Annotated in this window: 19 protein-coding genes and 1 pseudogene; 18 read left to right on the top strand and 2 right to left on the bottom strand. The window is 61.7% G+C overall.

The genetic code is table 11. The features are described from left to right. Positions 1-85 precede the first annotated feature (85 nt). From ACWTU7_RS23450 to ACWTU7_RS23390, 13 genes are all read left to right on the top strand, one after another. The gene (locus tag ACWTU7_RS23450) at positions 86-289 is read left to right on the top strand and encodes a dodecin family protein (RefSeq protein WP_029352316.1); all 204 of its coding nucleotides are present in this window, start codon (positions 86-88) and stop codon (positions 287-289) included. Between the two features lie 84 nt (positions 290-373). Continuing rightward, the gene (locus ACWTU7_RS23445; RefSeq protein WP_029352317.1) at positions 374-739 is read left to right on the top strand and encodes a PRC-barrel domain-containing protein; all 366 of its coding nucleotides are present in this window, start codon (positions 374-376) and stop codon (positions 737-739) included. Positions 740-1141: 402 nt separating this feature from the next. Beyond that, complete coding sequence (gene eno, locus ACWTU7_RS23440) at positions 1142-2416, top strand: phosphopyruvate hydratase (RefSeq protein WP_287151778.1); 1275 nt, start codon at positions 1142-1144, stop codon at positions 2414-2416. 188 nt (positions 2417-2604) lie between these two features. Next, entirely contained in the window at positions 2605-2928 is a 324-nt protein-coding gene (locus ACWTU7_RS23435) for an FtsB family cell division protein (RefSeq protein WP_292310349.1), read from the top strand. Positions 2929-3099: 171 nt separating this feature from the next. Beyond that, positions 3100-4146 (top strand): pyruvate dehydrogenase (acetyl-transferring) E1 component subunit alpha, encoded by a 1047-nt coding sequence (pdhA, locus tag ACWTU7_RS23430; RefSeq protein ID WP_029352320.1) that lies wholly within the window; start codon positions 3100-3102, stop codon positions 4144-4146. A gap of 15 nt (positions 4147-4161) precedes the next feature. After that, positions 4162-5595: a pyruvate dehydrogenase complex E1 component subunit beta gene (locus tag ACWTU7_RS23425; protein ID WP_287114236.1), complete on the top strand. Its 1434-nt coding sequence runs from the start codon at positions 4162-4164 to the stop codon at positions 5593-5595. Between the two features lie 72 nt (positions 5596-5667). Then, a complete protein-coding gene (locus ACWTU7_RS23420) occupies positions 5668-5892 on the top strand; it encodes a DUF5076 domain-containing protein (protein WP_455840550.1) in 225 nt (74 codons plus the stop codon). A 9-nt stretch (positions 5893-5901) separates the two neighbouring features. Beyond that, the gene (locus ACWTU7_RS23415) at positions 5902-7284 is read left to right on the top strand and encodes a pyruvate dehydrogenase complex dihydrolipoamide acetyltransferase (protein WP_455840499.1); all 1383 of its coding nucleotides are present in this window, start codon (positions 5902-5904) and stop codon (positions 7282-7284) included. A gap of 142 nt (positions 7285-7426) precedes the next feature. Then, positions 7427-8065, top strand: a complete 639-nt coding sequence (locus ACWTU7_RS23410; RefSeq protein ID WP_455840500.1) for an SGNH/GDSL hydrolase family protein — start codon at positions 7427-7429, stop codon at positions 8063-8065. Positions 8066-8083: 18 nt separating this feature from the next. Beyond that, positions 8084-9547 (top strand): dihydrolipoyl dehydrogenase, encoded by a 1464-nt coding sequence (lpdA, locus tag ACWTU7_RS23405; RefSeq protein ID WP_455840501.1) that lies wholly within the window; start codon positions 8084-8086, stop codon positions 9545-9547. A gap of 96 nt (positions 9548-9643) precedes the next feature. After that, positions 9644-9901, top strand: coding sequence for a GlsB/YeaQ/YmgE family stress response membrane protein (locus ACWTU7_RS23400; protein ID WP_029352334.1), 258 nt, complete (start codon positions 9644-9646; stop codon positions 9899-9901). Positions 9902-10034: 133 nt separating this feature from the next. Next, positions 10035-11000, top strand: a complete 966-nt coding sequence (gene lipA / locus ACWTU7_RS23395) for a lipoyl synthase (RefSeq protein ID WP_029352336.1) — start codon at positions 10035-10037, stop codon at positions 10998-11000. Positions 11001-11012: 12 nt separating this feature from the next. Further along, positions 11013-11471, top strand: a complete 459-nt coding sequence (locus ACWTU7_RS23390) for a type II toxin-antitoxin system RatA family toxin (RefSeq protein WP_095520613.1) — start codon at positions 11013-11015, stop codon at positions 11469-11471. Here ACWTU7_RS23390 and ACWTU7_RS23385 read toward each other — a convergent pair. Continuing rightward, complete coding sequence (locus tag ACWTU7_RS23385; RefSeq protein WP_455840502.1) at positions 11447-11956, bottom strand: CinA family protein; 510 nt, start codon at positions 11954-11956, stop codon at positions 11447-11449. The two genes, ACWTU7_RS23390 and ACWTU7_RS23385, sit on opposite strands and share 25 nt — an antisense overlap. Continuing rightward, positions 11953-13182, bottom strand: a complete 1230-nt coding sequence (locus tag ACWTU7_RS23380; protein WP_455840503.1) for a bifunctional 2-C-methyl-D-erythritol 4-phosphate cytidylyltransferase/2-C-methyl-D-erythritol 2,4-cyclodiphosphate synthase — start codon at positions 13180-13182, stop codon at positions 11953-11955. Before ACWTU7_RS23380 ends, ACWTU7_RS23385 begins: the two co-directional genes overlap by 4 nt. Positions 13183-13419: 237 nt before the next feature. Here ACWTU7_RS23380 and dusB point away from each other — a divergent pair. The 5 genes and pseudogenes from dusB (at position 13420) to ntrX (ending at position 20900) form a co-directional block, all read left to right on the top strand. Further along, positions 13420-14447: pseudogene (dusB, locus tag ACWTU7_RS23375) on the top strand (tRNA dihydrouridine synthase DusB). After that, positions 14444-15586 carry a two-component system sensor histidine kinase NtrB gene (locus tag ACWTU7_RS23370; protein ID WP_029352343.1) on the top strand — a complete coding sequence of 381 codons (1143 nt, stop codon included), beginning with the start codon at positions 14444-14446 and terminating at the stop codon, positions 15584-15586. The pseudogene dusB and the gene ACWTU7_RS23370 overlap by 4 nt, the downstream one beginning before the upstream one ends. Continuing rightward, complete coding sequence (ntrC, locus tag ACWTU7_RS23365; protein ID WP_029352345.1) at positions 15583-17043, top strand: nitrogen regulation protein NR(I); 1461 nt, start codon at positions 15583-15585, stop codon at positions 17041-17043. Before ACWTU7_RS23370 ends, ntrC begins: the two co-directional genes overlap by 4 nt. 175 nt (positions 17044-17218) lie before the next feature. Beyond that, entirely contained in the window at positions 17219-19549 is a 2331-nt protein-coding gene (locus ACWTU7_RS23360; protein ID WP_455840504.1) for an ATP-binding protein, read from the top strand. Next, the gene (ntrX, locus tag ACWTU7_RS23355) at positions 19539-20900 is read left to right on the top strand and encodes a nitrogen assimilation response regulator NtrX (protein ID WP_065008746.1); all 1362 of its coding nucleotides are present in this window, start codon (positions 19539-19541) and stop codon (positions 20898-20900) included. The genes ACWTU7_RS23360 and ntrX overlap by 11 nt, the downstream gene beginning before the upstream one ends. The last annotated feature ends 108 nt before the right edge of the window (positions 20901-21008 follow it).

The raw sequence follows: 21008 nt of genomic DNA, 5'->3' as shown, positions 1-21008 counted from the left end.
CCCTAAGTCCCGACCCCCTAAACTTGTAGTCAACAGGTGCCGGTTGTACGCTGCCCAGGCAACCGAGTGCCTGGAGGAGGAAGCCATGTCCGTCGCCCGCGTCACCGAAATCACATCATCGTCGAATAAGAGCTTTCAGGACGCCATCGAAGTGGGGATTGCGCGCGCCGCAAAAACCCTAAAGAACGTCGAAGGCGCCTGGATCCAGGATCAGAAAGTCGTCGTCGAGGACGGCAAGATCTCCGCCTACCGCGTCAACATGAAGGTTACCTTTATCCTCGCTGAGTGATCATGCCGCATGGATAAAAGTCGGGAACCTTCGCAGCCCTCTCCTCATTGTCCAACCTGAAGTGAACGACAAGAGGAGCACACCATGACAACCCAGACAGGACACACTGAAGCCATCGCCGCTTCGCGGGTTATCGGCACATCGGTTTATAACACGGAAGGCACGCACATCGGCGACATCGAGGATGTCATGCTCGACAAGTTGTCGAACGGAATCATGTTTGCCGTGATCGGCTTTGGCGGATTTCTCGGCATCGGCGAGAAGTACCACGCCATTCCGTGGGCGAGCCTCGACTATGACGAGGACAAGGGCGGCTACGTCGTGCCGTTCACGAAGGAGCAACTGAAGGCTGCTCCCGCCTATTCGATCAACGAACTGACGGGCGCCGACGGCGAGGCCGCGCGTGATGCCTCATACAGTTACTACAAGGTCGAGCCTTATTGGCATTGACCTTGCTCTGCCGGAATCAGAAAGGCCCCCGGTTGGACCGGGGGCCTTTTTGCAGGATATCTACTCCGCCGCAAGGGTCGACAACTCTACCGCGCCCTGTTGAGGCTGCTGAGTGTCACACGACGTCAAAAACGCCGCCGCGATCAGGAACAAACTCACAATACCGCTCAACTGAGACATGGCGAAACTCCTCCTGTTTCGCCCCGCGCAGCGCGAGCATAAACCAGAAAGCCGCATGCCGCCAAGACTTATGGCTGACATGACTTATGATGACAGCAATTTGTGCTTTGTGAATCGATGTAGCGGAGGTGGCGGCAATATTTGCGGACGCCCCGATTGCGTTTTGCAGCACTTTGGCTAAGACGTGCCCGACGCTTCGTCAGATCAATCGGGGACATCGCAATGACTGCCATCATCGACATTGTCGGGCGTGAAATCCTGGACAGCCGCGGAAACCCGACCGTTGAGGTCGACGTCGTCCTCGAAGATGGCTCGATGGGCCGCGCTGCGGTGCCCTCCGGCGCGTCGACCGGCGCGCATGAGGCGGTCGAACTGCGCGACGGCGGCGCCCGCTACCTCGGCAAGGGGGTCCTGCGAGCGGTAGAGGCCGTCAATGGCGAGCTGTTCGAGGCGATCGGCGGTATGGAAGCCGAGAACCAGATCCACATCGACCAGACCATGATCGAACTCGACGGCACGCCCAACAAGAGCCGGCTCGGCGCCAACGCTATCCTCGGCGTCTCGCTGGCTGTGGCCAAGGCTGCGGCGGAAGCGGCCGGCCTGCCACTCTACCGCTATGTCGGCGGCACCAAGGCGCACGTGCTTCCGGTGCCGATGATGAACATCATCAACGGTGGCGCCCATGCCGACAACCCGATCGATTTCCAGGAATTCATGATCCTGCCGATCGGTGCGCCGACACTGCGTGACGGCGTGCGCTGGGGCTCGGAAATCTTCCATACGTTGAGGAAGAAGCTGAAGGGCGCCGGCCACAACACCAATGTAGGTGACGAGGGCGGCTTCGCTCCTAACTTGAAAAGCGCGCCCGCCGCGCTCGATTTCATCATGGAATCGATCGAGAAGGCTGGCTTCAAGCCGGGCGAAGAGGTTGCGCTGGGCCTCGATTGCGCCGCGACCGAATTCTTCAAGGACGGCAACTACGTCTACGAAGGCGAGAAGAAGACCCGCGATCCGAAGACCCAGGCCAAATATCTGGCCAAGCTTGCGGCGGATTATCCGATCATCACGATCGAGGATGGGCTGGCCGAGGACGACTGGGACGGCTGGAAAACGCTGACCGACCTCATCGGCAAGAAGACCCAGCTGGTCGGCGACGATCTGTTCGTCACCAATACCGCGCGGCTGCGCGACGGCATCCGCATGGGCGTCGCCAATTCTATCCTGGTCAAGGTCAACCAGATCGGCTCATTGACCGAAACGCTCGACGCCGTCGAGACCGCGCACAAGGCCGGCTACACCGCGGTAATGTCGCACCGCTCGGGCGAAACCGAAGATTCGACCATCGCCGATCTCGCCGTCGCCACCAATTGCGGGCAGATCAAGACGGGCTCTCTGTCGCGCTCGGATCGCATGGCCAAGTACAACCAGCTCATCCGCATCGAGGAAGAGCTTGGCAAGCAGGCGCTCTACGCCGGCAAGTCGATCGTGAAAGGCTGAGCCCACAGAAGATATCCGGAATGAAAAGGGCGGGGGCATTCCTCGCCCTTTTTGTTTCAACACCGCCAAATCCGGACATCCGTAACCGTCCATTAAGCACAATCGGGCGAGAAAGGGCTAGGTCGCAGAGTGTTAGAGCGTCCTTTGCGCGTCCAAGCCGACGCGCGCCGCTCTAAGGGATTTGGATCATGTGGACACGTCAGCACAAGCAGAGAAACACCGGTCGGCTGATCATTCCCTCGCTCTGCGTGGCATTCCTGGCCTATTTCGGATTCCACGCCTATCATGGCGAATTCGGCATCTATTCCAAGTATCGGTTGGAAGCCGAAGCCGTCGATCTGCAAAGTGAGCTCGATGCCGTCAAGGCGCGCCGGGTCGACCTGCAGCGGCGCGTTCAGCTGATGCATCAGGGCACGCTGGAGAAGGACATGCTCGACGAGCAGGCGCGCAAGGCGCTCAATATGTCCCATGCCGACGAAATCACCATCATGTTGCCAGCTACGGCAAGATAACCAAATTCAAGTTAATCGACGATATTTTCAATGATTTTAATCGCTTAGATGCATGTCAGCCATGCATTTTTCAGCATGGCGAAACGCTTTCCCGCGTGTTAGCCTCCCCAAATCGGTGGGGAGAACTGATCTCCCTCAGTGTCCGCAAGAGACGCCAACAGGGAGTGATGCATGGCCACCGCCGCCAGAAAAGCGCCTGCCAAATCCAAATCCAGATCCGACGGCAAATCGGCGGGGGTTTCGGCCCCCAAACCTGTCGACTTCACCAAAGACGAGGAGCTTGACGCCTACCGGCGCATGCTGCTTATCCGCCGCTTCGAGGAAAAGGCCGGCCAGCTCTACGGCATGGGCTTCATCGGCGGCTTCTGCCATCTCTATATCGGCCAGGAAGCAGTTGTCACCGGCATGAAGATGGCGCTGGTCGATGGCGATCAGATGATCACCGCCTACCGCGATCATGGTCACATGCTGGCGATGGAACTGTCGCCGCGCGGCGTCATGGCCGAGTTGACCGGGCGCCGCGGCGGCTTGTCCAGGGGCAAGGGCGGCTCCATGCACATGTTCTCCAAGGAAAAGCATTTTTACGGCGGCCACGGCATTGTCGGCGCGCAGGTTTCGCTCGGCACCGGCCTCGCCTTCGCCAATCGCTATCGAGGCAACAACAATGTAACGCTGACATATTTCGGCGACGGCGCCGCCAATCAGGGCCAGGTCTATGAAAGCTTCAACATGGCCTCGCTGTGGAAGCTGCCGGTGATCTACATCATCGAGAACAACCGCTATGCCATGGGCACCTCGGTATCGCGTTCGTCGGCCGAGACGGATTTTTCGCAGCGCGGCGCCTCCTTCAAGATCCCCGGTATCCAGGTCGACGGCATGGACGTCCGCGCGGTCAAGGCAGCCGGCGATCTCGCAACTGAATGGTGCCGCGCCGGCAAGGGGCCGCTGATTCTCGAAATGCAGACCTACCGCTATCGCGGCCACTCGATGTCCGATCCGGCAAAGTACCGCTCCAAGGAAGAAGTGCAGAAGATGCGCTCCGAGCGTGACCCGATCGAGCAGGTCAAGGCGCGCCTGCTCGACAAGAAGTGGGCTGATGAGGACGAGCTCAAGGCCGTCGACAAGGAGGTCCGGGACATTGTCGCCGACGCCGCCGAATTTGCCCAGAACGACGCAGAGCCGGATCCGTCCGAGCTCTGGACCGACATCGTATTGTAACGAGAGGGCAAGGACATGCCGATCGAAATTCTCATGCCCGCACTCTCGCCGACCATGGAAGAGGGCAATGTTTCCAAATGGTTGAAGAACGAGGGCGACAAGGTCGCCGCCGGTGACGTTATTGCCGAGATCGAGACCGACAAGGCGACGATGGAAGTCGAAGCGGTCGACGAAGGCACGCTCGGCAAGATCCTGGTCGCCGAGGGTACCGAAGGCGTGAAGGTCAACACGCCGATAGCGGTGCTGCTGCAGGACGGCGAGAGCGCCGCCGATATCGGCAAGGATGCCAAGGTTGCACCGGCTTCCACCCAGGATGCGATTTCAGACGGCGGGCAGCGCACCGACGCAGCCGAGGAAGGCTCGAAGTCCGCGCCGCAGGATGCCGGCGAGGCGCCGAAGGCGTCCGTTCCCGCTGCCCCCGCCATGAAGGCCGCCGCCGATCCTGACATCCCGGCCGGCACAGCAATGGTCTCGACCACTGTGCGCGAGGCGCTGCGTGACGCGATGGCCGAGGAGATGCGTCGAGACGGCGACGTCTTCGTGATGGGCGAGGAGGTGGCCGAGTACCAGGGCGCTTACAAGATCACGCAAGGGCTACTGCAGGAATTCGGGCCGAGGCGCGTCGTCGACACGCCGATCACCGAGCACGGTTTTGCCGGCGTCGGCGTCGGCGCGGCGATGGCCGGCCTGAAACCGATCGTCGAGTTCATGACCTTCAACTTCGCCATGCAGGCGATCGACCAGATCATCAACTCCGCCGCCAAGACGCTCTATATGTCCGGCGGCCAGATGGGCGCGCCTATCGTCTTTCGCGGGCCGAACGGCGCGGCCGCCCGTGTCGCCGCCCAGCATTCGCAGTGCTATGCCGCCTGGTACAGCCACATTCCCGGCCTGAAAGTGGTGATGCCCTACACCGCCGCCGACGCCAAGGGGTTGCTAAAGGCCGCGATCCGCGACGCGAACCCGGTCATCTTCCTCGAGAACGAGATCCTTTACGGCCAGTCCTTCGACGTGCCGAAGATGGACGATTTCGTGCTGCCGATCGGCAAGGCGCGCATCCACAAGTCAGGCAAGGATGTCACCATCGTCTCTTTCGGCATCGGCATGACCTACACGGTGAAGGCCGAGGCCGAATTGCGCGGCATGGGCATCGATGCCGAGATCATCGACCTCAGGACCATCCGCCCCCTCGATTTCGACACCATCATCGCCTCGGTCAAGAAGACCAATCGGCTGGTGGTGGTGGAGGAAGGATTCCCGCAGAGCTCGGTCGGCGACCATATCGCCAGCCAGGTGTCGCAGCGCGCCTTCGATTTCCTCGATGCGCCGGTCATCACCATTGCCGGCAAGGACGTGCCGATGCCCTACGCGGCAAACCTCGAAAAGCTGGCATTGCCCAATGTCGCGGAAGTCATCGAGGCGGTGAAAGCCGTGACGTACCGGGGTTAACGAGATGTCGCGCGAACTAGAAGTTCCCGCGGTGGTCGTCGAGAATAGCGAATTCGATGAAATACTCCGCGTCTGGATTGGTTCGGACGCGGCCGTCACGATGCAAGACCTCTTGGACCAAACGCTCACAACTGGGGCATGGTGCTCGCTGATGTCGGCATGCACATAGCCAGGATGAGACTGGAACAAGATGGCATCCCTGAAATCGAGACGCTTCAGGCATTGGAAGAAGGCTATCGAGGCAGAATGTCGGAGCAGTTCAATATCCAGCACCGTTCGCTAACCGGGCGGAACTGAGGAGGAAAAATGCCGATCAACATCACCATGCCGGCCCTGTCGCCCACGATGGAAGAAGGCAATCTTGCCAAGTGGCTGGTCAAGGAGGGCGACAAGGTTTCGCCGGGCGATGTGATCGCCGAGATCGAGACCGACAAGGCGACGATGGAAGTCGAAGCCGTCGATGAGGGCACGGTGGCCAAGCTGGTGGTTCCGGCCGGCACCGAAGGCGTCAAGGTCAATGCGCTGATCGCCGTGCTCGCCGCCGAAGGCGAGGATGCGGCGGCTGCCGCCAAAAGCGGTGACGGCGCTGCCGCTCCGGCAAAAGCCGAGGCACCAAAAACAGAAGCCCCCAAAACTGAAGCACCAAAGGCGGAAACCCCAAAGCCGGAAGCGCCGAAACCTGCGGCCGCACCGGCGCCCCAGGCGGCTCCGATTGCCAATGGTCATGCAAGCGGCGAACGTGTCTTCGCCTCGCCGCTTGCCCGTCGCATCGCCCGGGAAGCCGGTGTCGATGTCTCCGCGGTGAGCGGCTCCGGCCCGCATGGCCGCGTGGTCAAGGCCGATGTCGATGCAGCGATTTCCGGTGGCGGCGCCAAGGCGGCACCAGCCGCGAAAGCCGCACCTGCCGGCGCTCCGGCTCCGGCTGTCGCGCTAAAGCCAATGTCGGACGACCAGGTGCTAAAACTGTTTGCGGAAGGCTCCTACGAGCTTGTCCCGCATGACAATATGCGCAAGACCATTGCGCGCCGGCTGGTCGAGGCCACGACCACCATCCCGCATTTCTACCTGACGCTCGACTGCGAGCTCGACACGCTTCTGGCGCTGCGCACGCAGATCAACGCGGCCGCCCCGATGAAGAAGACCGACAAGGGGGAGGCGCCGGCCTACAAGCTGTCGGTCAACGACATGGTCATCAAAGCGATGGCAATGGCGCTGATGGCGGTGCCGGATGCCAACGCGTCATGGACCGAGAGCGCAATGGTCAAGCACAAGCATGCCGATGTCGGTGTCGCCGTGTCGATCCCTGGCGGGCTGATCACGCCGATCATCCGGCGCGCCGATGAAAAGACGCTGTCGGTCATCTCCAACGAGATGAAGGATCTCGCCAGCCGTGCCCGCAGCCGCAAGCTGAAACCGGAGGAATACCAGGGCGGCACCACGGCGGTGTCCAATCTCGGCATGTTCGGCATCAAGGACTTTGCCGCCGTCATCAACCCGCCGCATGCGACGATTCTGGCGGTCGGCGCCGGCGAAGAGCGCGCGGTGGTCAAGAACGGTGAGATCAGAATAGCGACCATCATGTCGGTGACGCTGTCGACCGATCACCGCGCCGTCGACGGCGCGCTCGGCGCCGAACTGCTCGTCGCCTTCAAGCGCATGATCGAAAATCCGATGGGCATGCTGGTCTAGAAGGAAGAAGGGCGGTGCGGAAATTCTTCATCAGCCTTGTTGCCTTCAGTCCTTCCGGCGTCGCAACGATCATGTGCAATGGCTGTTGGTGCGCTGGCGGGTGAGGCGCGCGGGCAGATTTCAGCAGGAGGGGGGCAAACGCATGAAAACAGTCCTTTGCTACGGCGACTCGCTGACCTGGGGTTATGATGCAGCAAGTCTGGATCGCCACCCGCTCAAGGACCGCTGGCCGAGTGTGCTGCAGGCGATGTTGGGAGGCGATATCCAGGTCATCGCCGAAGGCTTGAACGGCCGCACAACGGCTTTCGACGACCATCTGGCCGGCGCCGACCGTAACGGCGCTAGAGTGCTGCCGACGGTGCTGATGACACATGCGCCGCTCGACCTGATCGTCATCATGCTCGGCTCCAACGACATGAAGCCGTGGATCCACGGCAATCCGGTGGCGGCCAAGCAAGGCATCCAGCGCCTGATCGATATCGTGCGCGGCCACGACTACCCGTTCGACTGGCCGGCGCCGCAGATCCTGCTCGTCGCGCCGCCCGCGGTCAGCCGTACCGACAACGCTGAGTTCAAGGAAATGTTCGCCGGCGGCGACGAAGCTTCGAAGCGGCTGGCGTCGCAATATTCCGCCCTTGCCGACGAGGCCGGCTGCGGCTTTTTCGATGCCGGCACGGTGGCCGAGACCACGCCGCTCGACGGTGTCCATCTCGACGCGGAGAACACGCGGAAAATCGGGCAGGCATTGGCGCCAATCGTGCGCGTCATGCTGGAACTCTAGAGAATCAGGGAGAAATCCGTGGCTGAGAACTACGACGTCATCATCATCGGCTCCGGCCCCGGCGGCTACGTCACGGCGGTGCGTTCCGCCCAACTCGGCTTCAAGACGGCGATCGTCGAGCGTGAGCATCTCGGCGGCATCTGCCTCAACTGGGGCTGCATCCCGACCAAGGCGCTGCTGCGTTCGGCCGAGATCATGCACTATTCCGATCATCTGAAGGACTACGGCTTGAAGATCGACGGCAAGGTCAGCGTCGATACCGCTGCCGTGGTCGACCGCTCGCGAAAGGTCTCGCTGCGGCTCAACGGCGGCGTCGCCTTCCTGATGAAGAAGAATAAGGTCGACGTCATCTGGGGCGAAGCCAGGCTCTCCAAGGCGGCTTCCGGCGATAAACCGGGCGAGATCGTCGCGTCGAACTCGTCGAAGAAGCCGATGGAGCCGCAGCCGCCGGCGCCCAAGGGCGTCAAGGGTGAGGGCACTTATACCGCCAAGCACATAATCCTGGCGACCGGCGCCAGGCCGCGAGCGCTGCCCGGCATCGAGCCCGACGGCAAGCTGATCTGGACCTATTTCGAAGCGATGGTCCCGAAGGAGATGCCTAAATCGCTGCTGGTGATGGGTTCGGGCGCAATCGGCATCGAGTTCGCCTCATTCTACCGCACCATGGGCGCGGAGGTGACTGTGGTCGAGTTGTTGCCGGCGGTAATGCCGGTCGAGGACGCCGAGGTCTCGAAATTCGCGCAAAAGCAGTTCGAGAAGCAAGGCATGAAGATCATCCTCGAGGCCAAGGTGACCAAGGTCGAGAAGGGTGCGAACTCGGTCACCGCGCATGTCGAGATGAAGGACGGCAAGGTTGAGAAGATCACCGCCGACCGGATGATCTCGGCCGTCGGTGTGCAGGGCAATATCGAGAATCTCGGCCTCGAAGCGCTCGGCGTGAAGACCGAACGCGGCTGCGTCGTCGTCGACGGCTACGGCAACACCAATGTGGCCGGAATCTATGCCATCGGCGACGTTGCCGGCCCGCCTATGCTCGCCCACAAGGCCGAACATGAAGGCGTGGTGTGCGTGGAGAAGATCGCCAATTTCCCCGGCGTGCATGCCACTGACAAGCTGAAGATCCCGGGCTGCACCTATTGCAACCCGCAGGTTGCCTCCGTCGGCTTGACCGAAGCGAAAGCGAAGGCCGAGGGCAAGGACATCCGCGTCGGCCGCTTTCAGTTCGCCGCCAACGGCAAAGCCATCGCGCTCGGCGAAGACCAGGGTTTCGTCAAGACCATCTTCGACAAGAAGACCGGCCAGTTGCTCGGCGCGCATATGGTCGGCGCCGAAGTGACCGAGCTGATCCAGGGCTTTGTCGTGGCGATGAACCTAGAGACCACCGAGGAAGAACTGATGCACACCATCTTCCCGCATCCGACGCTGTCGGAGATGATGAAGGAAAGCGTCCTCGACGCCTATGGCCGCGCGCTGAACGCGTGATAAATTGACCGCGTGAGACTCGACACGTGAAAGCCAAGGAACTCAACGGCAAGGTAATTCGTTTCCGGATGCATTCATCACACAAGGAGAGGGCATATGGACGTGAATGGCGTGGGCTGGATCGCAGCCATCATCATCGGCGGTTTGGCAGGGTGGCTTGCCGAGATGTTCATGAAAAGCAACATGGGCATCTTGATGAACATCATTCTTGGCATCGTCGGCGCGATCGTGCTGAATGCCATCCTGCAGGCGCTCAACATCGGCGCCTTCGGCGCTGGCTGGATCGCTTATCTGATCACCGGTTTCATCGGCGCCTGCCTGCTGATCTGGGTAGGGCGCATGGTGCGCCGTTAGTTGCTGAACTCTTGCCATGCGAAAACGGCTGTGGCGGCATGCGCCGCCGCGGCCTTTTTCTTTGCAGCGAAAAGTCCTAGATGACTTGTGAAAGCGACCGCCGGAAGGCAATCGCGAATGAACTGGATTTCTGATGGTCACCGTCCTCGACACGATCGCCAATGCGCCGCGCCTGAGGCATCCTGAAAAGGCGCACAAGCCTGACCAGGATGTGCTGCGCAAGCCCGACTGGATCCGCGTCAAGGCGCCGATGTCAAAAGGCTATGCCGAGACGCGCGAAATCGTGAAGTCGCACAGACTGGTGACGGTGTGCGAAGAGGCCGGTTGCCCCAATATCGGTGAGTGCTGGGAAAAGAAGCACGCCACCTTCATGATCATGGGTGAGATCTGCACGCGCGCCTGTGCCTTCTGCAACGTCGCCACCGGCATTCCGACAGCGCTCGATCCCGATGAACCGGCGCGCATCGCCCATGCGGTCAAGCAAATGGGTCTGAGCCATGTCGTCATCACCTCAGTCGACCGCGATGATCTCGCCGATGGCGGAGCTCAGCACTTTGCCGAGGTCATCCGCGCCATCAGGGCGGCAACGCCTTCGACGACGATCGAAATCCTGACGCCCGACTTCCTGCGCAAGGAGGGTGCGTTGGAGATCGTGGTGGCGGCGAAGCCGGACGTGTTCAACCACAATCTGGAGACCGTACCGTCGAACTATCTGACGGTCCGGCCCGGCGCCCGCTATTTTCATTCGATTAGGCTCCTGCAGCGGGTCAAGGAACTCGACCCGTCGATCTTCACCAAATCCGGTATCATGGTTGGCCTCGGCGAGGAGCGGAACGAGATACTGCAGTTGATGGATGATCTGCGTTCGGCCAATGTCGACTTCATGACCATCGGCCAGTATCTGCAGCCGTCGAAGAAACACCACCCTGTGATCCGTTTCGTCACGCCGGAGGAATTCAAGTCCTTCGAGACGATCGGCAAGACCAAGGGCTTCCTGCTGGTGGCATCGAGCCCGCTAACGCGTTCGTCGCATCACGCCGGCGACGATTTCGCCAAGCTGCGCGCGGCACGGGAAGCGTTTCTCAGGAAGTCCGCCTAACACACTGGTTTCATGCCACAATTCGAAGCCCACCGCCGCGTTGCGCATACGCCGGAACAGATGTTCGCTCTGGTCGCCGATGTCGAATCCTATCCGCAATTCCTGCCGCTTTGCGAGGCGCTGACGGTTCGCTCGCGCAAGGAACGCGACGGACGCACCCTGCTCGTCGCCGACATGAGCATCGGCTACAAGGCGATCCGCGAGACTTTCACCACGCAGGTGCTGCTAAAACCTGGCGAGAAGGCCATCGACGTCAAATACATCGACGGTCCATTCAAATATCTGAGCAACGCCTGGCGTTTCGAGCCGGCCGACGGCGGTTGCAATGTCTGCTTCTTCATCGACTACGAATTCAAGAGCCGTATTCTGGGTGCGGTGATGGGAGCGATGTTCGATCGCGCCTTCCGCATGTTTTCCGAGGCGTTCGAGAAGCGCGCCGACGTCATCTATGGCGCAACGCCGGCAGCCTGATCCGCAGCGAGTGCGCGCAAGCCCAGTTCAAGCGCATGCCTGACCGTCTCCCGGCGGATGAAATTGCGGCCTTTGTCGGCGAACAACTGACATTCGCTGACGACCGGCCGGCCAGTCAAGGCGATACCGAACCAGACCAGGCCGACGGGCTTTTCCGCCGAGCCGCCGCCCGGACCGGCAATGCCGGTAACAGCAAGGGTGAGTCCGGCGCCCGAATGCGCCAACGCGCCGGCCGCCATCTCGACTGCGGTTTCCCGCGAGACCGCGCCGTGCGTCTCAAGCGTGGCGGCGGAAACGCCGAGCATCTCAGTCTTGGCCTCGTTGGAATAGGTGATGAAACCCCTGTCGACCACCGTGGAAGAGCCGGCGATGTCGGTAAGGGCGGCGATGATCATGCCGCCTGTGCAGCTTTCGGCCGTCGCCAGCATAATGCCACGCTGTCGGCAGGCCTGAAGCAGGGCATCTGCGAGATCGCTGTTGCTCATTCGGGGACATCCCCCGGAAACACGACGCTGGCGGTCGCGATAGCCGCTATGCCTTCCTCGCGTCCGACAAAGCCGAGCTTTTCGTTGGTTGTTGCCTTGATAGAGATACGGTCCCGGGAAATTGCCAGCATTTCCGAAAGGATTTCGGTCATTGCTTCGCGATGTGGGCCGACCCGGGGCGCCTCGCAGATCAGCGTGATGTCGGCATTGGCGATGCGCCCGCCGCGCGCACGCACCAGTCTTGCCGCATGTTCGACGAAGATCCGCGAGGCCACGCCTTTCCACTGCGGATCCGACGGCGGGAAATGCGTGCCGATGTCGCCGGCGCCGCAGGTGGCGAGCAGCGCGTCGGTCAAGGCGTGCAGGCCGACATCGGCGTCCGAATGGCCGGCCAGTTTCTTGTCGTGCAGGATGGAGACGCCGCACAGGACGACATGGTCACCGGGCTCGAAGGCATGGACGTCGTAGCCATTGCCGGTGCGGATGTCCGGAAAACGCAGCCGCTCGCCGGAAAGCCGCTGATCCGCCATCGAAATATCCCTTGCCCAGGTGAGCTTGACATTGTCCGGCGAGCCCGGAACGATTTTCACCGGAATATGCGCCCATTCGGCAATCGCGGCATCGTCGGTGAAGTCCGCCTTGCCCAAGCGATGGGCCTTTTCGTGGGCGGCCAGGATCGGCCAGAACGGGAAGCCTTGCGGCGTCTGGGCGGCATGAAGCCCGTTCCTGGAAACCGTCTCGCCGATCATGCCGGCGGCCGACTCACGTTTCAGCGTGTCGGCGACGGGTAAGGCAGGCAGCGCTCCCTGGCGCTCGCCGATAGCGGCGATCGTACGGTCTATCAATTCGGCGTCGACGAACGGGCGAACGGCATCATGGACCAGAACCTGGCTCGGTGCATGGCCTCTCAGCGCAAGCAGCCCGAGCCGGACGGAGTCCTGCCTGGACGCGCCACCGGTCACCGTGATGACTCGATCGGCGTTGGCTCCGGCGGCGCTGCGAAAAAGCGCGCTGTCGTCGGCGTGGATGGCGACGACGACGGGACCGATTCTGGGATGCGCCAAAAACATATCCAATGTGCGCGCGATAACGGCATGGCCACCGATCCTCTGGTATTGCTTCGGGCCGTCGGCCTGACCGGCGCGCGCGCCGCGGCCGGCGGCGACGATAACCACGGCAACCCTAGAGTCCGTAGCCAAAGCTGGCATTTCGCTTGCATCTGTCATGCCGAGACGCTTAGCGCATGATCCCGAAAAGTGGAATCGCTTTTCGGAAGAGATCATGCGCAGATGCAAACTGCCAAAGGGTCCTTTCCTAAAGACGTACGCCGCTTAGGGCGCGGGTATGGGCCGAAGGCCAGCATTTTTCCCAAATGCGCCTTAATGTGACGTCATTGCGCGTTGCACATTGCTGCCTTTCTGGCTAGAGATTGTGCAGCAACTGAAGATGCTTGGTTTTTGTGCATGTTTGACCTCACCAAATTGGCTTCGCCGCTGGACGTGGGCAGTGTGAGAATCCGCAATCGCGCTTTTCTCGCGCCGATGTCGGGCATAACCGATGAGCCGTTCCGGCAGCGTGCCTATGCGCATGGCGCCGGATTGGTCGTGTCGGAGATGGTGGCTAGCGGCGAGCTTGCCAGGGGCAGGGCCGGTTGTGGCCTTCGTATCCGCCATTCCGGGCTGCCTGTGCACATGGTCCAGCTTGCCGGCCATGAGGCGGCGCATATGGCCGAGGGCGCTCGACTCGCCGCGGGCGAGGGCGCCGACATCATCGACATCAACATGGGCTGCCCGGCCAAGAAGGTGACGGGCGGCTATGCCGGTTCGGCGCTGATGCGCGATCTCGATCACGCTTTGTCGTTGATTGAGGCGGTGGTCGGCGCCGTCGAGGTGCCGGTCACGGTAAAATGCGGCTCGGCTGGGACGAAAGCGCGCTCAACGCGCCGCTGCTGGCGCGCCGCGCCGAGCAGGCGGGCGTCCAGATGGTGACGGTGCATGGCCGCACGCGCTGCCAGTTCTACCAGGGCAAGGCCGACTGGCGCGCCATCGCACGAACAAAACAGGCCGTGTCGATCCCGGTCGTTGCCAATGGCGATGTCGGATCGCCGGCGGAGGCGGCAATGATCCTCGACCAGTCGGGCGCCGACGCGGTGATGATCGGCCGCGCGCATTATGGCGCGCCCTGGACGGCAGGCAGCATCGCGGCAGCCGCGGCAAAAGATGCGGCGCCCGGCGTGCCGGAAAGTCCGCAAGCGCTGGCCGACTACATCGTTGCCCACTACGAGGACATGCTGATGCTCTACGGCATCGAAAGCGGCGTGCGCCAGGCGCGCAAGCATCTTGGCTGGTATCTCGACCGCCACGCTGTTGGCGTCGTTGATGAGCAGCGAAAGGCGATCCTCACCTCCTTCGAGCCCGTCCGCGTCGTTGCCGCGTTGCGCGAGGTGTTTTCACGCGCTGCCGAGGCGATGAACCTGCGGAGCGCAGCATGAACGCCACGGTTGCACAGAGCATGGATATGGCGGACGCCGCCCACATTGTGCTCAACACCATCCGCCGCCCAGTGATCATGGTCGATGCGGACGGGTTCATCACCTTCGCCAATGCCGATGCCGAGGATTTCTTCCGCTCGAGCGCGACCATGCTCGCCCGCAATACACTACCCAAGCTCATTCCCTTCGGCAGTCCGCTGCTGACGCTTGTCGACCAGGTGCGCGAGCGCCGGGCACCCGTCAACGAATACCGGGTCGACGTATCGTCGCCGCGCCTCGGCATCGAGAAGGTCGTCGATCTCTATGTCGCGCCGGTGTCGGAATTCCCGGGCTCCGTCGTGGTGATGTTCCAGGAGCGATCGATGGCCGACAAGATCGACCGGCAGATGACGCACCGCGGTGCGGCACGCTCGGTAACCGGCCTTGCCGCGATGCTCGCCCACGAGATCAAGAACCCGCTATCCGGCATCCGGGGTGCTGCCCAGCTGCTCGAACTGTCGGCTTCCGACGAGGATCGCGCGCTGACCCGGCTGATCACCGACGAGACCGACCGCATCGTCTCGCTGGTCGATCGCATGGAGGTGTTTTCCGACGAGCGGCCCATCGATCGCTATCCGGTCAACATCCATGTCGTGCTCGACCATGTGAAGGCGATTGCCAAGAACGGTTTTGCCAAGAGGATCAAGATATTGGAGGATTATGATCCATCATTGCCTCCGGTTTTCGCCAACCGCGATCAGCTCATCCAAGTGTTCCTCAACCTGGTCAAGAATGCGGCCGAGGCCATTGGCGGCGATCCGCAAGGCGAGATCACTCTGTCGACCGCATTCCGGCCGGGCATCCGTGTTTCCGTTCCCGGAACGCAGGGCCGCGTGTCGCTGCCGCTGGAATTCTGCGTGCGCGACAACGGTTCTGGCGTTTCCGAAGATATCCTGCCGATCCTGTTCGATCCCTTCATCACCACCAAGCCGAACGGGTCGGGGCTTGGTCTGGCGCTGGTCGCGAAAATCGTCGGCGAGCATGGCGGCATCATCGAATGCGATTCGACGCCGCGCGCAACCACCTTCCGCATCCTGATGCCAGCCTGGAAAGAAACGCCGTTCGGCACAGACGATGATGGCGAAGGAGACCGCAAATGATGGTTCGCGGCAATATTCTCGTCGCCGACGACGACGCGGCGATCCGCACGGTCCTCAATCAGGCGCTTTCGCGCGTCGGCCACGAGGTGCGCGTGACGTCCAACGCCTCGACGCTATGGCGCTGGGTGGCGGCCGGCGAGGGCGATCTCGTCATTACGGACGTGGTCATGCCGGACGAGAACGCTTTCGACATGCTGCCGCGCATCAAGAAGGCGCGACCGGAACTGCCCGTCATCGTCATGAGCGCCCAGAACACGTTCATGACCGCGATTCGTGCCTCCGAAACCGGGGCCTACGAATATCTGCCGAAACCGTTCGACCTGACCGAGCTTCTCAACATCGTCAACCGAGCGCTTTCCGAGCCCCGACGGCCGAAGATCGATGCGCGGGCCGACGAGCCGCCGGAAACGATGCCGCTGGTCGGCCGCTCGGCCGCCATGCAGGATATCTACCGCATGCTGGCGCGTATGATGCAGACCGACCTAACGGTGATGATTTCAGGCGAATCGGGCACCGGCAAGGAACTGGTGGCGCGCGCGCTGCACGAATATGGCCGCCGCCGCGGCGGCCCCTTCGTCGCGATCAACATGGCGGCGATCCCGCGCGACCTGATCGAATCGGAACTGTTCGGGCATGAGAAAGGCGCCTTCACCGGTGCGCAGAACCGCTCCACCGGCCGTTTCGAGCAGGCCGAAGGCGGCACGCTCTTCCTCGATGAGATCGGCGACATGCCGATGGAAGCGCAGACGCGCCTGCTGCGTGTCCTGCAGCAGGGCGAGTACACCACTGTCGGCGGCCGTACGCCGATCAAAACCGACGTCCGCATCGTCGCCGCCACCAACAAGGATCTGCGCACGCTGATCAATCAGGGACTTTTCCGCGAGGATCTGTTCTATCGCCTGAATGTCGTGCCGCTAAGGCTGCCGGCGCTACGCGAGCGGTCCGAGGACGTTCCGGATCTCGTCCGGCACTTCTTCAAGCTCGGCGCCAGCGAAGGGCTGCAGACCAAGCGGATCTCCACCGGCGGCATCGAGCTGATGAAGCGCTATCCGTGGCCAGGCAACGTGCGCGAGCTCGAAAATCTTGTCCGCAGGCTTGCCGCACTCTATTCGCAGGATGAGATTTCCGCCGAAATCATCGAGGCGGAACTGAAGACCGGCGAGAGGCCGGTCGTTCCCGGTGGCGGCAACCTCATTCCCGACGATCTCTCCATCGGCCAGGCGGTAGAACATTTCCTGCAGCGCTATTTTGCTTCCTTCGCAGGCGATTTGCCGCCCGCCGGCCTCTATCAGCGCATTCTCTCCGAGGTCGAATATCCGCTGGTGCTGGCCTCGATGACGGCAACCCGCGGCAACCAGATCAAGGCTGCGGAACTCCTGGGCCTCAACCGCAACACGCTGCGCAAGAAAATTCGCGAACTCGGCGTCAACGTCTACAAATCGACCAGGCAGGCTTAGAGCGACGTGCGTCCGTTCTGACGTACAAAGTTCTCTCTAACACTTTGAGCTTTGCGCATCGTGCTTTCCGAAAAATCGATTCCGTTTTCGGGCCGGTGCGACAGAGCGAAGCTTTTCGGGGGATCGAACGCCGAAACATTTCCGTCCAGGTCACACTTGTTGCATAATCGCCACAATGCGTTGCATACATCCGACGCAATCAGTGGCTCTAGACGGCGACATGGCTCCACAGGCACCGACACCGAGCGAAACGCTTTTCAGCGAACCTGGCACACGGGACGGGCGTCGGCTGCTTGCGCTGCCGGGCGTGGTGGCAATTGTCGGTGCGCTGGTTACGGCGGCGATCTCCTTCGCCATCCTCGTCGGCGCCACGCCGATCACGCCGGACGAGAGGACGACGCTGGCGCTTATCGCTCTCAATGCGGCGTTCATATTGTTCCTGATCGCGCTGGTCGGCCGCGAAGTGCATCGTATCGTGATGGCGCGCCGGCGCGGCAAAGCGGCGTCGCGGCTGCATGTGCGGATCGTGGCGATGTTCGCACTGGTCGCCGCGATTCCCGCCATCATGGTGGCGATCATCGCCTCGATCACGCTCGATATCGGCCTTGATCGCTGGTTCGAGATCCGTACCAAGACGATCGTCAATTCGTCGCTGTCGATCGCCGATGCCTATGTGCAGGAGAACGCGCGCAATCTCCAGGGAACGACCCTGTCGATGGCCTACGATCTCGACGCCTCCCGTGCACTCTACGGCCTCGATCGAACCGGCTTCCTCGATCTCATGAACAAGGAAGCCGTCGGACGCTCGCTGGCCCATGCCGCACTGGTCAGGCCCGACGGTTCGTTCGTCATGAGCGCCAAGACCGACGCCGATTTTGCCATGCCGGAGCCGCCGGAAGGCGCCATGAGCAGTGCCGCCGACGGCAGGCCGGTGCTGATCGAGCCGAAGACGCGCAACATCATGGGCGCCATCGTCAAACTGCGCGAGATCGAAGGGCTCTATCTCTACACCATCCGGCTCGTCGATCCCGAGGTGATCAAGGCGCGGCAGATTGTCAGATCCAACACCGACGAATATCGCGGTCTGGAAGACAATCGCCGCACTTCGCAGGTGGCGTTCGCACTTCCCTACCTGTCGCTGACGCTGATCATCATTCTGTCCGCCATCTGGACCGGGATCGCCGTGGCAGACCGCCTGGTGCGGCCGATCCGCCAGCTCATCGGCGCGGCCGACGAAGTCGCGACCGGCAATCTCGACGTTGCCGTGCCGGTTCGGCCCTCCGACGGCGACGTCGCCTCGCTCGGCGACACCTTCAACAAGATGCTGCTGGAACTGAAATCGCAGCGTAACGAGATACTGTCGGCCAAGGATTTGATCGACGAGCGGCGGCGTTTCTCGGAAGCCGTGCTTGCCGGTGTCACAGCCGGCGTCATCGGCGTCGATCCATATGGCATCGTCACCATCGTCAACCGGTCCGCCGAAACGATGCTGGCCATATCCGCTACCGCCGCACTCGGGCAAAACCTCTCCGCCGTGCTGCCGCATGTCGGCCGCATCTTCGAGATCGGCCGCAAGTCGGGCAGGCCTGTCCACCGCGAGCAGGTGACCTTCTATCGCGCCGGTACGGAGCGGACCTTCAACGTGCAGATCACGGTCGAGGCCGGCGACGACGGTTCGGAGGAGAAATCCTATGTCGTAACGGTCGATGACATCACCGATCTGGTCCAGGCGCAGCGTTCCTCGGCCTGGGCGGATGTGGCGCGGCGCATCGCCCACGAGATCAAGAACCCGCTGACACCGATCCAGCTTTCCGCCGAGCGCATCAAGCGCCGCTACGGCAAGGTCATCACCGAAGACCGCGAGGTTTTCGATCAGTGCACGGATACGATCATCAGGCAAGTAGAGGACATCGGCCGGATGGTCGACGAGTTCTCCGCTTTCGCACGCATGCCCAAGCCCGAAATGAAGGCCCTCGATTTGCGCGAATCGTTGCGCGAAGCCTCGTTCCTCGTCGAAGTGAGCCGATCCGATATCAACTTCGAGCGCGTGTTCGGCAACGAACCGCTCAAAGGCACTTTCGACAGCCGCCTGATGGCGCAGGCTTTTGGCAATGTTATCAAGAACGCGGCCGAGGCGATTGACGGACTTGATCAAAAGGACCGCTCGCACGGCATAATCCGGATTCAAGCCGGGCGCCAGAATGGTGCGATTCGCATCGATGTCATCGACAACGGCAAGGGGTTGCCGCGCGAGAATCGCCAGCGATTGCTCGAGCCTTACATGACGACACGCGAGAAGGGCACGGGGCTCGGCCTCGCTATCGTCAAGAAGATAGTGGAGGACCATGGCGGCCGGCTCGAACTGCATGACGCGCCGGCGGATTTCCACGACGGGCGAGGCGCGATGATCAGCATCATTCTGCCGCTCGCCGCCACCGTGCCGTCGCGCGGCGAAGGCAAGACGGAAAACGAAAGAGAAACTGAAAAGGTCGGTAATGGCGTCTGACATTCTCATCGTCGATGACGAGGAAGACATCCGTGAACTCGTCGCCGGTATCCTAAGCGACGAAGGTCACGAAACCCGCACGGCATTCGATGCCGACAGCGCCCTGGCGGCGGTAGCCGACCGGGCGCCGAGGCTGATTTTCCTTGATATCTGGCTGCAAGGCTCACGTCTGGACGGACTGGCGTTGCTGGACGAGATCAAGACGATGCATCCGAGCTTGCCTGTGGTGATGATCTCGGGCCACGGCAACATCGAGACGGCGGTCTCGGCCATCCGCCGCGGCGCCTATGACTTTATCGAGAAACCATTCAAGGCCGACAGGCTGATTCTCATCGCCGAACGTGCGATTGAAACCTCGAAACTCAGACGCGAGGTTTCTGATCTCAAGCTGCGCAGCGGCGAAACCTTCGACCTGATCGGCATGTCGTCGGCGATGAGCCAGTTGCGCCAGACCATCGAGCGCGTTGCGCCGACCAACAGCCGCGTCATGATCATCGGCCCGTCCGGGTCGGGCAAGGAACTCGCGGCTCGCGCCATCCACACGCTGTCGGCGCGCAAGAGCGCACCATTTGTCACGCTGAGCGCTGCCAACATCACGCCCGAACGCATGGAGGTCGAGCTGTTCGGTACCGAATCCAACGGTGTCGAACGCAAGGTCGGCGCGCTTGAGGAAGCCCATCGCGGCATTCTCTACATCGACGAAGTGGCCGACATGCCGCGCGAAACGCAAAACAAGATTCTGCGCGTGCTGGTCGAACAGCAGTTCGAGCGGGTAGGAGGCACCAAACGGGTCAAGGTCGATGTCCGAATCATTTCGTCGACCTCGCAGAACCTGGAGGCGATGATCGCCGACGGTCGTTTCCGGGAGGATCTCTATCACCGTCTGGCGGTGGTTCCGGTCATGGTGCCGGGATTGGCCGAGCGGCGGGAGGACATCCCCTATCTTGTCGACAATTTCATGAAACAGATCGCCCGCCAGGCCGGTATCCGGCCGCGGCGCATCGGCGACGACGCGCTGGCGGTGCTGCAGGCGCACAACTGGCCAGGCAACGTCCGCCAGTTGCGCAACAACGTCGAGCGACTGATGATCCTGGCGCGCGGCGACGACATCGATGCACCGATCACCGCCGATCTTTTGCCTGCCGAGATCGGCGATGTCATGCCGCGTACGCCAAACCAATCCGATCAGCACATCATGGCGCTGCCGTTGCGTGAAGCGCGCGAACAATTCGAGAAGGACTATCTGATCGCCCAGATCAATCGTTTTGGCGGCAACATCTCGAAAACGGCCGAGTTCATCGGCATGGAACGCTCGGCGCTTCACCGCAAGCTGAAGTCGCTGGGCGTCTGATTTCCATCATGGCCTACGCAATTATCGGTTACGGCGCCGGCGGAATCGCATAAGAAAGCGCTGCAGCGCCGCGGGTCTTTTGGGACGCTCAAAGGACGCTGTAGCATT

The organism is Mesorhizobium sp. BHscii, assembly GCF_053848065.1.
This window is presented reverse-complemented; position numbering and strand designations above follow the sequence as displayed.

Excerpts from the sequence above, each read along its gene's own strand:
- ACWTU7_RS23450 (WP_029352316.1), top strand. The coding sequence starts at position 86 with ATGTCCGTCGCCCGCGTCACCGAAATCACATCATCGTCGAATAAGAGC.
- ACWTU7_RS23445 (WP_029352317.1), top strand. The coding sequence starts at position 374 with ATGACAACCCAGACAGGACACACTGAAGCCATCGCCGCTTCGCGGGTT.
- eno (WP_287151778.1), top strand. The coding sequence starts at position 1,142 with ATGACTGCCATCATCGACATTGTCGGGCGTGAAATCCTGGACAGCCGC.
- ACWTU7_RS23435 (WP_292310349.1), top strand. The coding sequence starts at position 2,605 with ATGTGGACACGTCAGCACAAGCAGAGAAACACCGGTCGGCTGATCATT.
- pdhA (WP_029352320.1), top strand. The coding sequence starts at position 3,100 with ATGGCCACCGCCGCCAGAAAAGCGCCTGCCAAATCCAAATCCAGATCC.
- ACWTU7_RS23425 (WP_287114236.1), top strand. The coding sequence starts at position 4,162 with ATGCCGATCGAAATTCTCATGCCCGCACTCTCGCCGACCATGGAAGAG.
- ACWTU7_RS23415 (WP_455840499.1), top strand. The coding sequence starts at position 5,902 with ATGCCGATCAACATCACCATGCCGGCCCTGTCGCCCACGATGGAAGAA.
- ACWTU7_RS23410 (WP_455840500.1), top strand. The coding sequence starts at position 7,427 with ATGAAAACAGTCCTTTGCTACGGCGACTCGCTGACCTGGGGTTATGAT.
- ACWTU7_RS23400 (WP_029352334.1), top strand. The coding sequence starts at position 9,644 with ATGGACGTGAATGGCGTGGGCTGGATCGCAGCCATCATCATCGGCGGT.
- lipA (WP_029352336.1), top strand. The coding sequence starts at position 10,035 with ATGGTCACCGTCCTCGACACGATCGCCAATGCGCCGCGCCTGAGGCAT.
- ACWTU7_RS23390 (WP_095520613.1), top strand. The coding sequence starts at position 11,013 with ATGCCACAATTCGAAGCCCACCGCCGCGTTGCGCATACGCCGGAACAG.
- ACWTU7_RS23385 (WP_455840502.1), bottom strand. The coding sequence starts at position 11,956 with ATGAGCAACAGCGATCTCGCAGATGCCCTGCTTCAGGCCTGCCGACAG.
- ACWTU7_RS23380 (WP_455840503.1), bottom strand. The coding sequence starts at position 13,182 with ATGACAGATGCAAGCGAAATGCCAGCTTTGGCTACGGACTCTAGGGTT.
- ACWTU7_RS23370 (WP_029352343.1), top strand. The coding sequence starts at position 14,444 with ATGAACGCCACGGTTGCACAGAGCATGGATATGGCGGACGCCGCCCAC.
- ntrC (WP_029352345.1), top strand. The coding sequence starts at position 15,583 with ATGATGGTTCGCGGCAATATTCTCGTCGCCGACGACGACGCGGCGATC.
- ACWTU7_RS23360 (WP_455840504.1), top strand. The coding sequence starts at position 17,219 with ATGCGTTGCATACATCCGACGCAATCAGTGGCTCTAGACGGCGACATG.
- ntrX (WP_065008746.1), top strand. The coding sequence starts at position 19,539 with ATGGCGTCTGACATTCTCATCGTCGATGACGAGGAAGACATCCGTGAA.